The sequence below is a fragment of the Fervidicoccus fontis Kam940 genome, assembly GCF_000258425.1.
Taxonomy (GTDB): Archaea; Thermoproteota; Thermoprotei_A; order Sulfolobales; family Fervidicoccaceae; genus Fervidicoccus; species Fervidicoccus fontis.
Genome location: NC_017461.1, coordinates 252,320 through 265,004, shown reverse-complemented (window position 1 = coordinate 265,004; position 12,685 = coordinate 252,320). Strand labels below are relative to the sequence as shown.

The 12,685-nt window shown below is 33.3% G+C and carries 16 protein-coding genes and 2 tRNA genes; 4 read left to right on the top strand and 14 right to left on the bottom strand.

Features of this window, described 5'->3' with window-relative positions; translation table 11 throughout:
• Window positions 1-175 precede the first annotated feature (175 nt).
• The 7 genes from FFONT_RS01370 to FFONT_RS01340 all read right to left on the bottom strand — a co-directional run bounded on the left by FFONT_RS01370 (window position 176) and on the right by FFONT_RS01340 (window position 5,599).
• Window positions 176-2,008: an APC family permease gene (locus FFONT_RS01370; protein WP_014557417.1), complete on the bottom strand. Its 1,833-nt coding sequence runs from the start codon at window positions 2,006-2,008 to the stop codon at window positions 176-178.
• Window positions 2,009-2,495: 487 nt separating this feature from the next.
• Window positions 2,496-2,571, bottom strand: a tRNA-Arg gene (locus FFONT_RS01365).
• A 90-nt stretch (window positions 2,572-2,661) separates the two neighbouring features.
• Window positions 2,662-3,243, bottom strand: a complete 582-nt coding sequence (locus FFONT_RS01360) for a hypothetical protein (protein ID WP_014557416.1) — start codon at window positions 3,241-3,243, stop codon at window positions 2,662-2,664.
• Entirely contained in the window at window positions 3,227-3,937 is a 711-nt protein-coding gene (locus FFONT_RS01355; RefSeq protein ID WP_158308283.1) for an energy-coupling factor ABC transporter ATP-binding protein, read from the bottom strand. The genes FFONT_RS01360 and FFONT_RS01355 overlap by 17 nt, the downstream gene beginning before the upstream one ends.
• On the bottom strand, window positions 3,909-4,439 hold the full coding sequence (locus FFONT_RS01350; protein ID WP_014557414.1) for a QueT transporter family protein: 531 nt from the start codon (window positions 4,437-4,439) through the stop codon (window positions 3,909-3,911). Before FFONT_RS01350 ends, FFONT_RS01355 begins: the two co-directional genes overlap by 29 nt.
• Before the next feature lie 10 nt (window positions 4,440-4,449).
• Window positions 4,450-5,214 (bottom strand): P-loop NTPase, encoded by a 765-nt coding sequence (locus tag FFONT_RS01345; protein ID WP_014557413.1) that lies wholly within the window; start codon window positions 5,212-5,214, stop codon window positions 4,450-4,452.
• A gap of 1 nt (window position 5,215) precedes the next feature.
• Window positions 5,216-5,599: a hydrogenase/urease maturation nickel metallochaperone HypA gene (locus tag FFONT_RS01340; protein ID WP_014557412.1), complete on the bottom strand. Its 384-nt coding sequence runs from the start codon at window positions 5,597-5,599 to the stop codon at window positions 5,216-5,218.
• A gap of 107 nt (window positions 5,600-5,706) precedes the next feature.
• Here FFONT_RS01340 and FFONT_RS01335 point away from each other — a divergent pair, with 107 nt between their 5' ends.
• Window positions 5,707-6,327: an alpha/beta fold hydrolase gene (locus FFONT_RS01335; RefSeq protein WP_148683484.1), complete on the top strand. Its 621-nt coding sequence runs from the start codon at window positions 5,707-5,709 to the stop codon at window positions 6,325-6,327.
• Between the two features lie 3 nt (window positions 6,328-6,330).
• Here the strand turns inward: FFONT_RS01335 and FFONT_RS01330 are convergent, their stop codons facing one another.
• Entirely contained in the window at window positions 6,331-7,188 is an 858-nt protein-coding gene (locus FFONT_RS01330) for a class II glutamine amidotransferase domain-containing protein (protein WP_148683483.1), read from the bottom strand.
• Between the two features lie 199 nt (window positions 7,189-7,387).
• Between FFONT_RS01330 and FFONT_RS01325 the strand changes: the two genes are divergently transcribed.
• Window positions 7,388-7,996 carry a MarC family protein gene (locus tag FFONT_RS01325; RefSeq protein WP_211206245.1) on the top strand — a complete coding sequence of 203 codons (609 nt, stop codon included), beginning with the start codon at window positions 7,388-7,390 and terminating at the stop codon, window positions 7,994-7,996.
• 103 nt (window positions 7,997-8,099) lie between these two features.
• The gene (locus FFONT_RS01320; protein ID WP_014557408.1) at window positions 8,100-8,342 is read left to right on the top strand and encodes a ferredoxin; all 243 of its coding nucleotides are present in this window, start codon (window positions 8,100-8,102) and stop codon (window positions 8,340-8,342) included.
• 473 nt (window positions 8,343-8,815) lie between these two features.
• On the opposite strand, the gene rnhA is transcribed toward FFONT_RS01320, so the two are convergent.
• The 5 genes from rnhA to FFONT_RS07070 all read right to left on the bottom strand — a co-directional run bounded on the left by rnhA (window position 8,816) and on the right by FFONT_RS07070 (window position 11,648).
• Window positions 8,816-9,250 carry a ribonuclease HI gene (gene rnhA / locus FFONT_RS01315; RefSeq protein WP_014557406.1) on the bottom strand — a complete coding sequence of 145 codons (435 nt, stop codon included), beginning with the start codon at window positions 9,248-9,250 and terminating at the stop codon, window positions 8,816-8,818.
• Entirely contained in the window at window positions 9,247-10,008 is a 762-nt protein-coding gene (locus FFONT_RS01310) for an ABC transporter permease (protein ID WP_148683481.1), read from the bottom strand. Before FFONT_RS01310 ends, rnhA begins: the two co-directional genes overlap by 4 nt.
• The gene (locus FFONT_RS01305) at window positions 9,984-10,910 is read right to left on the bottom strand and encodes an ABC transporter ATP-binding protein (RefSeq protein ID WP_244403694.1); all 927 of its coding nucleotides are present in this window, start codon (window positions 10,908-10,910) and stop codon (window positions 9,984-9,986) included. The genes FFONT_RS01310 and FFONT_RS01305 overlap by 25 nt, the downstream gene beginning before the upstream one ends.
• Window positions 10,911-11,042: 132 nt before the next feature.
• Window positions 11,043-11,152: transfer RNA gene (locus FFONT_RS01300), tRNA-Tyr, on the bottom strand.
• Between the two features lie 124 nt (window positions 11,153-11,276).
• Window positions 11,277-11,648 (bottom strand): hypothetical protein, encoded by a 372-nt coding sequence (locus tag FFONT_RS07070; RefSeq protein WP_211206244.1) that lies wholly within the window; start codon window positions 11,646-11,648, stop codon window positions 11,277-11,279.
• Window positions 11,649-11,791: 143 nt separating this feature from the next.
• Here FFONT_RS07070 and ccr1 point away from each other — a divergent pair, with 143 nt between their 5' ends.
• Complete coding sequence (ccr1, locus tag FFONT_RS01290; RefSeq protein ID WP_169311376.1) at window positions 11,792-11,974, top strand: aCcr1 family cell cycle regulator; 183 nt, start codon at window positions 11,792-11,794, stop codon at window positions 11,972-11,974.
• A 4-nt stretch (window positions 11,975-11,978) separates the two neighbouring features.
• Here ccr1 and FFONT_RS01285 read toward each other — a convergent pair whose 3' ends face one another.
• Window positions 11,979-12,662, bottom strand: coding sequence for an MBL fold metallo-hydrolase (locus FFONT_RS01285; RefSeq protein ID WP_014557401.1), 684 nt, complete (start codon window positions 12,660-12,662; stop codon window positions 11,979-11,981).
• Window positions 12,663-12,685 lie beyond the last annotated feature (23 nt).

The window sequence follows — 12,685 nt, the reverse complement described above, 5'->3', positions numbered from 1 at the left end:
ATTTATCATTATCTCCTAACTTTTTTTCTAGAAACAACCTTTCATTCAATGAATACACACTTTTTAGTACTTAGTATCAAAACTGAAAATAAAATAAAAAGTATAAGCTTTTTATTTTTTCCCAGAAAAATTAGGCTTTCAGCTATAAATTAAAAAAAGAAATTGAAAAATTAAATTACTCCTCTGGGACAATACCTGTTTTCTCTATTTTTTCTAGATCTTCAGTTTTGTATGCTACTTTCAAACCTATATAGTATACTAGCAAAGAGACTATTATCATTACAATTATATCATATGGTACTGGCAAGAGTGGCGATGAAAGGGCTCCTAAACTACCTATGTAAGAGACGATTCCTATGACTATGTTATATATGATGAGCCAAGACGACGCTTTTATATCTGGGGATTTTGTCTTTAACCATATTAGAGAAAGGGTTATGATCTGTATCAAAGACACTAATGACCAGTATATGATGAACCCTTGAATTCCCATTCCATCCAATACATAATAGTAAAGTCCTATTGCAGATCCTGTACCGATCCATACAAATAATGATATCGCATAAATGAACGATCTGGAAACAGACAACTTCTTTCCATAAGGACCTAAAAATAGCAGGGGCAATCCTATTAGCAAAACTTCAATGATTACATTTACTACGCTCCAGCCAGACCAGTAAACGAATAGAGATGCTACAACGAAGGCGGCAGGATAGAACAACTGCCAAAATGGAGTCTTATATGGTCTTTTAAGATCTGGCACAAGTTTTTTCAGTGCATGTGCTGTAATTCCGCCGGTCATGTAGGAATAAACAGCTGCAGAAACTGAAACGCTCATTATACTATACCAAGTTGGGAATGGCATTAAGAATATGATGGCAATAATAGTTGAAAAGATCAAAGCGACCCATGGAGTTCTGTACTTCTTGTGAATACTCCCAAAAATTTCTGGCAGATATCCAATTTTTGCCATCGCAAATATTTGCCTAGCAGTACTTCCTACATACGCTGCAAATGTGCCAGCAGGGGAAAGTATTGCATCAATAGCGATTATTACTGCAAATCCGACCAACAGAGGAACGCCTGTCGAAACTAGTTCATAGTAAAATGGAGAGGATCCCCAAGCATTATAAAGCCCTGTCCAATCTCCTGGAGATACTCTTGCTGCAGACCAGTTTATGCCCCCTATATAAGCTACCTGAAGGAGGATGTAGATAGCTGCAACTACAAACAATGCTGTTATTATACCTAATGGGACATCTCTCTGCGGATTTTTAGCCTCTCCAGCATACATAAGTCCTTCTTCAAATCCTTCATAAGCAAATACTACACCGCTGATTATTGAACCTGTTAAAATGCTTGCTGCTCCAAATGGGAAAAATCCTCCTGGTAATCCCATAAAATTCCTTCCATCAAAGTACATCGTAAATATCAAAATTATCGTCAAAACTGGGATTACAAATTTTAGCGCTGTTATAATTCTGTTGAACCATTGGTAAGTGCTGACACCTATATACTGAATTATAAAGAAGAAAATTATCAAAAGCGCCGCTAGACCCATGCCTTCAGGAGTAAGAACGTTTTTCTCGGGGTTCCAGGCCCATTTCAACCATGCACTGGAATATTCAACAATAGCGACAGCTTCAACAGGTGAAGTGGTTATTGAACTAATTAGATATGCCCAACTCAAAAAGAAATTGCTGATTGGCCCATGTGTGTAGTGGTTATATCTAGCGATTCCTCCGCTATAAGGAAATAGACCCCCGAGCTCTGCAAATGTCACTATCATGAAAACAAACAAAATAGCTGCAACTATCCAAGAAAGTATAGCAGCAGGTCCCATATAGTTTAATGCTCCTAAAGCGGAAAAAAGCCACGCAGAACCGATCATTCCTGTTAGAGAAACCAAGAAAATATCAGTAAAAGTCAAAACTTTTTTCAATTTTGGCTGTGAACTTTTTTCCGTCTGTGTTTTTTCTGATGAACTATTATTTGAAGGATTATCCATCCATTTTCCCCATCTTATTGATTGAAATTTTTATTTTTGGATCTTAAGATTTTAGAAAATATTTCATCATGATATAAAAACTTTTCTCTAATTTTTCTTTTATAACTCGCACAAGATTTTTAAAATACTAACCTTATTATAATATTTTATATTATTTATAATTATAAAAGTTTGCTAATTTTATTAGCAAATATAAATAAAATAAATCTAACATTATATTAGGAGAAAAGAGGAATTTAATTCTTAGGGGTTCGAGCTTCATAGGTCTTGATATAATTTGATACCGAACTTATAAGCTTATATGGAACTCAAAATAGTTTGTCTAGGCATTTCTCATTAATAAATTATTAAAAGAATATACTTTATTACGTGAAGTCTTTTTTGATAAAAATTAGAGAAAAATATTTTTATCCGTATTACTCTTTCCAACAGCTATTCGGCAAGTCATTTAAAAAAACTAATAAAAATTTGAAAAGAAAAATTCATGCGGGCCCGCCGGGATTTGAACCCGGGATCCCCGGCTCCGAAGGCCGGTACCTTGATCCTGGCTAGGCTACGGGCCCTTAAAATTATTGATAAACAGCATCAATTTAATATACTTTTCAGCTTTGTAATACCAATATTTAATGAGTTATTTTTATAAATAAATATGTTCAATCTCCACCTCTCGCTTCAACTGAAATTTCTATCATGTCTAGTCTTTGCGACAATAAATATACATAGCTTACCAAAATAGGAACAGCTTTCCAAGGTTTTAAATAAGAAACTTGATATCCTCTTACTTTAAAACTGTTTATTATTTCTTGGAGCTCATAAATTGCATAATAAATGAAATTGAAAGAATATATAAGCACTTTTATTTTAATCTTCTCTTCGATCGTTTCATTTTTTGTCGTCGAAGTAAATAAGAAAAAAGAAAGAACAGTGGAAAGGGTGTAAATTGCTAGAAATATAAGATAACTAACATTCGTTCCACTTAAAAAGCTTATCAGCTCAATTGGAAGAATAGTCATTGAATATAAAAATATCAAACTGATAAAAAGATCGTAAAGCTTTCCAGAAATAAATAAAGATGCTAGCAAAATAGAATCAAAAATCATAACATCTATTCTATTTGGATAAAAGGCTCCGAAAACTGTAAAAAATAGCAAGAAAATCTTTAAATAAAAAGATTTTTCTTTATGTAGCCAAGTATCTATTTCTTTGGCTTTTATAACCTCAGCAAGCGGATTCAAGGATCAGCTTCCTCGTTACAATATTGTACTTTTCTAAGACATCATCATTCAATTCTCTAAGAGTCGTCTTTTCAACGATCCTTCCACTGTATATAACAAATACATCATCAGGTTTAACTAAATTAAGGTGCATAGAATTGTTTAAAGCTATAATAACGGTCTTGTTTCTTTTTCTGAAAAAGCTTAAAAGATTTACTATAGATAAATAACCATCCAAATCCATATCATTGAAAGGTTCATCAAGCAGTATTATCGGTTGATCAGCGACAACTATACTAGCAATGCTCACTCTTCTAGCTTCTCCTCCGCTTAGCCTAAATGGATTTTTTTCGTATAGCTTATTTACACCAAGTATTTCTAAGACTTCTTCGGAGGCTTTTGCGTTTGTATTTTTGAGGATAAACTCGATTTCCCTCTTCACACTATCTTCAAAAAAACCTTGATACGGATTTTGCCAACAATATCCAACAATTTGAGCTCTTTTTTTGGGCGGAAGTTTAGAGATTGAAATTCCATCATATATAACTTCTCCCTTTTTTATTGGAATTAAAGAGGCAATCGCTTTCAGTAGAGTCGATTTTCCGCTGGAATTCGGTCCCAAAATCGCATGCACTCCTGGGGGAAGTTCAAGAGTTATATCTTCTAAAGCCACTTTTTTAAAAAATTCAACTGTTAGATTGGAGACTTTCAGCAATTTGTTGCTCACCTTCTTCTGGAAACTTCTTTTCTAGCCCTATAGCTAGTAGATATCCACCTATACCTACAGATATTATTTGACCTATAGTAACGCCAAGCATGCTTATACCTAGAGGTACTTTAAATATATAGTTTAGGAGCAAAAAGGCTATGAAAAAGTCCACAATTACAATGGATGCAGCAATTCCAGCTATAAGTCCTACTTTTCTATTCTTGATATACTTGCCACAAAGATAGATAGCAAGAGCTGAAATGAAAGAAGCAGTAGTTCCCAGGATAAGGTCATATGGGTTATATGGAGAATTTAAATTTGCAATGAACGTGCCAATAGTAAGCCCCCAAATAGCCTTTGTTCCGAACTTTTTGTTGAACGGAAGCACTAAAAAAATATCGCTAATCCTCACCTGAATTGGACCATATGCTATTGGAGCGATTAAAACAGTTAATCCAGCATACCCAGCAGCAATTACTGCTATATATAATATGTCCTTAAGCTTCATATCAAATACCTCAGTCTTTTCTGGCTTCTTTTAATATTTCGAGAGCGATATCATAAACTTCTTTAAATACTGTTGTGTTTTTAACTTTGTCTATTGATCCTAATGAAAAAATAAAAGTATCGTCATACGAGATAAGCTTTAGCATCTTTAATCCTTTATTTAATAATTCTTTATGGTTTTTATAAGCATCGAAGGTTGTTCTATACAAGTTCACTACAATTCCCAAAATTTTTGCATTTTCTTTTTCCAAATTTTTAATCATATTCTTGATGCTTTCCAAAGATAATTTGTCAGGAGAAGATACTAATATCAATTTTATCTGGGGAAGCAATTCTATCAAGTCATATAGCTCATCCGACATTCCAGGAGGGGTGTCAATTATTAGAAAATCGAGACTTCCCCAGTCGAGTATAGAAAGAAGTTCTTTTAATGCGCTATCTATTTCTCTTCCTCTTAAAGGGGAAATTCTTCCTTCTGTTAAAATGACAGGAGAGAAGTACTTTATCTCATTTATAATTACTGGTTTTATCCCATTTTCTTCTTCGAAGTTAATTTTCATGTCAGCTCCTAATATTAAATGCGTATTAGGATTGGTCAAATCGAGATCTAAAAGCCCTGTTTTTAAACCTAGCTCATTAAGTGCTATTGCTAAGAGGGTAGAAATGGTTGTTTTCCCTACACCTCCTTTACTGCTCACTATTCCAATAATATTTTTTACATTAGCTGTCTTGGTTCTTATCCCGAATATTCTGGGATCTATTAATTTCTGACTCAAATTATCTCACCAGCATCATAACATTTTTTCCGTCGAGAACTTCGAAGTCAGAGCTTTTACAATTAGGACATGAAACTACTGTGTGTACAGCTTCAGGCATAAAATGTATCATTTCTCTTTCGTCCTCGCTCAAACTAACATCGCTCAGACTCCATTCATAACCGCATTTGTTACATTTGAATCGGGCTTCCCGAATTTCATATGAAAGCTTTACTTTTATGTTTAATGATTCTAATGTCATCGTTACGTAATTCATAACAATGTTTATATCTATATTTTGTAGCTCTCCAAATAATACTTTTACTTCGCTGATTTTTTCGTGAAAAGCTTTTTCTTTAATAGCTTCTATAATTCCTTGGGCTATTGCTATTTCATGCATATTCATCAATCCTTTGCTTTAAATATTACAATATATTTAAGGCAATTTGACGAAAATATTTTTTATTTTACATGTAATATTTAATATAATTATTGTAGAAAAGATGATCAAAATTGAAAAGCTCTAAAATCAGCGTAGGTAGGACACAGTGTAATTACATATATGACAATATAGATCTCGAAGATAGTCCCATCGTCTTATTACATGGTTATAGCTTTAGTAGCGATGTATGGAATGAAGTGGGGATATTTAAGATTTTTGACGAGAAAAAAATACCTTACATTGCTTTGGATATGCCTTATGGCATAAAAAATAGTTGCGAGCCAAAAGATACAGATATGCACAAAAACGAGGCATTTTTGGAAGAAGCACTTAAAAAAATAAAGAAAGATTTAAAACCACCTTTATTGGTTGGAGCTAGCATGGGAGGGTATTTAGCTCTTTTATATTCCGCATCAAACCCTGTTTCAGGATTGTTATTAATAGGCCCAGTAGGAACTGATGATACATATGTACTAAGTTCTTTAAACAAATACAATTTTCCGGTTTGCGTGATTATAGGAGAAAAGGATACGATAATCGATTTTGATTCGGTTAAAAAATTTGTAGAATCTCTCCCAAATGGAAAGCTTAAAGTATATGAAAGCTCTGGGCACCCAGCATATTTATACAAAAAAGATAGATTTATAGAAGATGTACTTTCGACTTATAATGCTATAAGAAAGAAATATTAAAATTTATCTAATGTTAAATACAGTCAAATCTTCAAGCTTTGGTATTTTTTTAGAATAATTCACTTCAAACTTATAAAAGTCGCCATTATTTAGTGTAAACCATCCAGAGTTTTGCTTGTCATCTGCGCTTAAGTAAAAATCTACAGCAGTAGATGAAGAAAACACCAGCGCATCTCTTAAGTTTTTGACATATAGTTTATAGTAATCTTTTTCTTCGTCGTTTACGTAATAGTTTCCGAACACAACCTGTATTTTTTCTTCATTTAGAAGAACTAAAGAGATATTCAAAGCGGAAAGAGTAAACTCTTTAAGGTTTTTTATTTGTTCATGTTTTATATCATCTTGAATTATAGATGATAAATATTTTCCCATCACATATGTGTCGCTATACTTTTCAAATATTTTTTTATAGCTTTCTTTTTCGTCGATCATTCCAATAAGTTTTTGCTTGTCTACTGCACCATTATGTGCTATAATCAGTCTTGAACCAGATGTGGTCATGAATTCAAATGGCTGAACATTTAATATATTGACCGTTGATTTTTCGCTTGTAGCTCTTGCATGAAAAATTTTAACTGCAAATGGACGGTAGTATCTCTCATCTTCGCTATTTAAAAGCTTATCATTAGGCTTATCTATGTATACTGGATGCAAACTTTTTCTTATGCTATATGAGACCTTTCTCCCGTTTATTAATGCTGTAAATACCCCCCAACCTTCTTTATGAGAAAAGTTAGCCCTTTTGAAAATATTGGCAGCGTACGGATCTTCATAACTGGAGGATACAAATGCATGTAATGTTGGTTTATAAAGGGTATCTTCAAACCCAGGATCTCCTATAAATCCAAACAACCTACACATATGGATTCACCAAATTTCTATAAACTTGCGTAGAAATAATATTATTAAAATTTATTCTTTTTTTCTTTATAAAGAAATTGCACAATAATTTAAAAACCTCATTAATGCGAAATGAATACTAGTACGAATATTTTTGTTTGAAAAGCTAAAAATTTAAGATGCACAAAATTATTTTTAAAGAAAAAAGGTGAGCATATATATGAATATTTCAGCAAGTGAAATAATAGTTTTGTCTTTACAGCTCTATGCTGTAATGAATCCGTTAGTAGCTATACCTAAATTTACTGACCTAGTCGAAAGCAATCAGAGAGAGGGTTTCTTTTCAATAACAAATAAGGTCTTTTTGACTATTCTTTTTCTCAGTACAATTTTTGTTTTAGCTGGCGGATATATACTTTCTTTTTTTGGCATCTCATATTATAGCTTAAAGATTGCAGGAGGGATAATTCTTCTTACTGTAGCTATTGACACTTTGACTACGGGACATAAGCCAAAAGAGGTAGAAACAGGAGATTTGATAGTCGTTCCAATAGCAACACCTTTGATCATAGGCCCGGGAACTATGACGTCACTTATTATATTCGGAGAACTGCATGGAATCATTAATACTCTTTTAGCTGCGTATTTGTCTTGCTTTTTCGTATATTTAACGTTGATAGTATCGATTGCATTATTGAGACTTTTAGGACCTACATTTATTAACGGTTTGGGAAAGTTCATGTCTTTAATTATAGCATCTTTTGCTATTCAGATGCTTCTTTCCGGCTTTTATGGTTATATTATTGAAACCTATCAAGTAAAAAGCTAATTTTCCAGCTTGAGATCTTCAAAAAGATCTTTTTTAAAGTTTTTTTAAAGACAAAAATTAAAATATAACCTTATTATTTAATAATATAAAAAAGGGGACAAAAATGGGAAAAATTAGAGTTATAGTCGATAGAAGAACTTGTATAGCTTGTGGTGTCGCACCTACAGTTTGTAGCGAAATATTTCAACTAGGTTCAGATAATGGTAAAAATAGAGTTATCGATAAATATTCAATGAAGTTGACAGATGAAATTTCTGAAGGTGAAATTCCCGAGGAGCTTTATGAATGCGCAAAGAGAGCCGAAGAATCCTGCCCAGTTGTAGCGATTCATGTTGAAAGAATTTAAAATTCAAAAACTTTTTAAAGCATGTAATTAAGAAACAAGAAGTTATTTAAATTTGCATCTAATAATACTGAGAGGGTGTCAAGTTTCATATAAGTTCCTATAGATCGATATCATCCTATCATCTCTATTCTCCTGCATCCCTTCTTGGTTCTGCATATGGCTTAAAGGCTTTCGAGAGCAAGGTATTTGGAGAACATGTTTATGCATGCAACAATATCCTAAAGCATCTGAGGGCTCTATAGATTTTATCGCGAAGCATCCAAAGAAATTCTACAATCTTCTTATCGCTGCTCTCTGGAAGAGCTCTTTTCCCTTCACAGAGCAGCTCAACTCTAGAAATCAAATGCGGAGAGATTTATAAATAGCAAAAAAACATTAACATCAAAATATAAACTTTTATGAAACTCAAAACAGTTTGTTAAGGCAAATAAGTTTGTAGAAGGGTTTAAAATTTTTAAAGATTATTTTTATTTTTACTTTAGACTTAAAGCCTTTTTTGTCAGAAAATCGGCTTCCTGATTTTCTTCTCTTGGTATCCATGAAATTTCAACATCTTTAAATTTATTAAGCAAGTTTTTAATTTGCAAGAACAAAGGATAAAGATTTTCGCTTTTTATCTTATATTCCCCATTTAATTGTCTTATAACTAGTTGAGAATCTCCCAAAATTATAACTTTCTCATCATTAAGTCCTCTTTCAATAATCCATCTAAGTGCTTTTTCTAAAGCTATATATTCCGCAGCATTATTCGTAACCCTTCCTTCTTTTCTGCTAACTTTACCCATCTCCTCATAAATTTTCTCTTTGTTCCTATATATTACAAAAGCATAAGTACCTATACCTTCCTCGTCTTTTTTTACATATAATCCATCAAAAAATACCTTTATTGTTATTTTCGAACACCTCACGATTCTCTCCAATTACTGAGCTTCATGGCAACCTCTAATAATAGTAAGGATTCTACTATTAAAATTATCCATATAAATAATTCATTCATGGGCAATGATGAAGTCAATCCCAAGTGTTTTTGAAATAAAGCGGCAGCAGAACTAGAAGGAATAAACATGGAGATAACTGCAAGCCACTTGTTTAACAGGATCCAAGGATAGTAAACGGGAGGAAGTACAGAGATTAAAAAGGACAAAATTCCAGAGAGAGGCCATACGAATCTTGGCTCTTTGACGAAAGTTGCTAATGTGAATGCTAGTCCAGAAAGTGCTACTAGAGATAAAATGCTAGAAAGTATTATTACTCCAAAAGCTACGAAAGAGAGCAGATGATAATAAGCCATTAATATTAAAAATAACGTTATGCCAGGTATAGAGAAGAAAGCTCCACTAAGCACAAGACCGAACATATATGCCACAGGCGTCATAGGGCTTGCTACTATCATATCCTGGAATTTAACTTCCCTCTTATAAAAAACGGTATCCCCCATAAGTCCTATCGCATTTGATGCGATGATCATTATAAAACCTCCAATCAGCGCGTATTCCACCATCTCCGGCCTTGCATATATCTTCATTAGTATAAGGAATGTAATAGGAGGTATCAAATTACTTATTATCCAAAGCGGATTTCTCCTTGCAGCTACAACACCGTTTAGCCAACCCAGAGATATAGCTCCTCTAAGTTGCAATATTATTCTTCTTTTATTATGCTCCATTTTTCCTCACCTACAGCATACAGAAATACATCCTCAAGTGTTGTTAGGGAAGCAGAAGCCCTGCAGCCATTTGAATTTAGTTCTTCTAAAACAGAATCAATGGAAGAGTTTAGATAAATGACAAAAGGAGGTCTTGAACCGAATAGTACACCCATTTTCTTCATTAAGCTTATATCGCATTCGTCAAGAACTTCAATCTTATGCTTCCATTTAAAACTGTTTATTAACTCTTTAGGATTTCCCTCTAAAATCTTCTTTCCTTTGTCGATTATAATTACATGATCGCTGAGCATTTCTGCCTCTTCCATATAATGCGTTGTGAGAAGAACAGTTTTTCCCATTTTTTTCAACAGAGTTATTTTTCCCCAAAGCTCCATCCTTGCAATAGGGTCTAATCCTACGCTAGGCTCATCGAGTAATATTAGTTCAGAGTCACTTGCCATTACTGCGGCTAGAAGAAGTCTCCTTTGATATCCACCGCTTAAATCCCAAGCAGCTCTATTCCAATATTCTTCAGGAATTTCTAATTCGCTGAGCGTTTCCTTTGCTCTTTTTCTAGCATCAGAAAATGAATACCCCCTCATTACCAGAAAAGAGCTTATGAACTCCAATGGAGAAGGGAAAAGTAGAGGTTTAGCGTCCTGAGGTATTACAGCTATTTTTTCTCTTATTTTCCAAACATCTTTAATCACATCATATCCTAAAACGCTAATATTTCCTTTTGTAGGAATTAACTGCGTTGCAATAATTCTTAAAAATGTAGTCTTTCCAGCCCCATTCTTTCCTAAAAGAGTTGTGATCGTTCCTTTTTTTATTTCTAAATTCAAACCTCTTAAGGCAATAACTTCGTCAGTGTGATTCTGATTATAAATCTTCCATACATCCTCTGCCTTAATAGCCACATCGCTCAAAAAAATCACCATTTTGCATTTTTTAGAATAGTTATTAGTTAAGTTTATGCTTTCCCAAATCAAGTATAGTTTAAAAGCTTTTCAATTTTTAAGAAATTTTCAAAGGCTGACTGGGGGGAAGAGTCCCCCCGCCGGGCATCGAACCCGGGACCTGCCGGTTTCGGCAGATCTTCCTCCTTAATTCGGAGGCCGTCTCACTACAGCCGGCCGCTCTACCGCTGAGCTACGGGGGGAAGCCTTTTAACAAGGCTTGCGGTATCAGTTTTTAATTATTGTATTCAACCCTTTTATAATTTTTTCTACTACCGAGCTCAATTTCAGCTAAAAGTTGATTTACTATCAGCGAACTTAACAAGTTTATTTCATGATTTCTGGTTCAATGTAAGGTTTTTCATTATCCATTTTTTCTTCCAGCTCATCAATTATAAGCTCTAAGTTAGAAACTTTTTCTTCCAAAGCTTTGATCATAGAGTTTTGTATTTTTAACTGTCTTTCTGTAAACTTATTAAGTTGAATTATTTGGCTTGAAATTTGTTCAATCTTTTCTTCCAATTCTTCCAATTTTTCAGTATCCTCATTATCTGGAGATAAAGTACCCCGTCTTGCTGCTTTTAAATTATTTTTAATAAATACTTTAATTAGGTCTGTTATTTGGATGCCATATTCTTCAGCTATCTCTCTGAGCTCATCATACAGCTTATCTGAGATAGAAAGATGAACTGTTGGCATAGTCTTTCCCTTCCAAGAAAAATACTGAAATACAAGTATATATAGTATTGCCATTAGTCTTTTTATTTAATTACTAATAAGGTAATACTCGATCAAATAATTAAATAAAACATTGTAGACATTACTTATTTATAGGGGTAAAAATGACGATGAAAATTATTACATTTAAGCTAGATGAAGAATTGCTGGAAAGAATAGACATGCTTGCGCAGGAAAGCGGTACAAATAGAAGCGATATAATACGAAAAGCTATAATAATGTATCTCTCGAAAGCGGAAAAAGAGTCTGCGGTTAAAAAACCGAGAATAAAAATAATTGAAGATTAAAGAATTAGTAGTATTCTTTAAATAAAAGTACTTCCATTTCTCTTTCAATTTTCTCTATGTCTTTGCAATATTCAAATGGATTTGTAGTTTCAGTTCTTTTAACATTGACAAATTTCAGAAAATCACTTAGAGGACTTATTGGCAAATTCATATTCTTTCTCCAATAATGCATAGGAACTATATATTCCGGGTTTATTTTTTTTGAAATCTCCCATGCCTCTTGAGGACCTATTGTGTAGTATCCTCCCACAGGGATAAATAGAAAGTCAATCCTTTCTTTTTTAACTTCATTTAGCAATTCATTGGAAATATCGCTTCCTAAATCTCCAAGATGAAGCAATTTGAAATTCCTTATCTTTACAAGATATGCAGCAACGAAACCTCTTTTCCTTCCTCCTTGATTATCATGTGGAAGTTTAAAACCTTTAACGAAGATTTCTTCTGCATTAGCATTTAGTCTTTTTTCTCCAAAATATGACGAAAGTACTTGTGTGTTTTCTTTAACTACATTTTCTTTTGCGTTGTGATCAAAATGTTCGTGCGTTATTAAAACGATGTCTGCTTTTGTTTCAATGGGCTTTAGCCCTATGCTTTCTCCTGGATGAGGATCAAATAAAATTGAATTTGAACCAGTTTTTACTTCAAAGCATGAATGTCCATGGTAAAAAATCTTTAAACAGTTGTTCAAAAGAAACCACCTTATTATTATAT

Coding starts and splice junctions, on each gene's coding strand:
- FFONT_RS01370 (WP_014557417.1), bottom strand. CDS start 2,008: ATGGATAATCCTTCAAATAATAGTTCATCAGAAAAAACACAGACGGAA.
- ccr1 (WP_169311376.1), top strand. CDS start 11,792: ATGACGATGAAAATTATTACATTTAAGCTAGATGAAGAATTGCTGGAA.
- FFONT_RS01320 (WP_014557408.1), top strand. CDS start 8,100: ATGGGAAAAATTAGAGTTATAGTCGATAGAAGAACTTGTATAGCTTGT.
- FFONT_RS01330 (WP_148683483.1), bottom strand. CDS start 7,188: ATGTGTAGGTTGTTTGGATTTATAGGAGATCCTGGGTTTGAAGATACC.
- FFONT_RS01350 (WP_014557414.1), bottom strand. CDS start 4,439: ATGAAGCTTAAGGACATATTATATATAGCAGTAATTGCTGCTGGGTAT.
- FFONT_RS01325 (WP_211206245.1), top strand. CDS start 7,388: ATGAATATTTCAGCAAGTGAAATAATAGTTTTGTCTTTACAGCTCTAT.
- FFONT_RS01310 (WP_148683481.1), bottom strand. CDS start 10,008: ATGGAGCATAATAAAAGAAGAATAATATTGCAACTTAGAGGAGCTATA.
- FFONT_RS07070 (WP_211206244.1), bottom strand. CDS start 11,648: ATGCCAACAGTTCATCTTTCTATCTCAGATAAGCTGTATGATGAGCTC.
- FFONT_RS01340 (WP_014557412.1), bottom strand. CDS start 5,599: ATGAATATGCATGAAATAGCAATAGCCCAAGGAATTATAGAAGCTATT.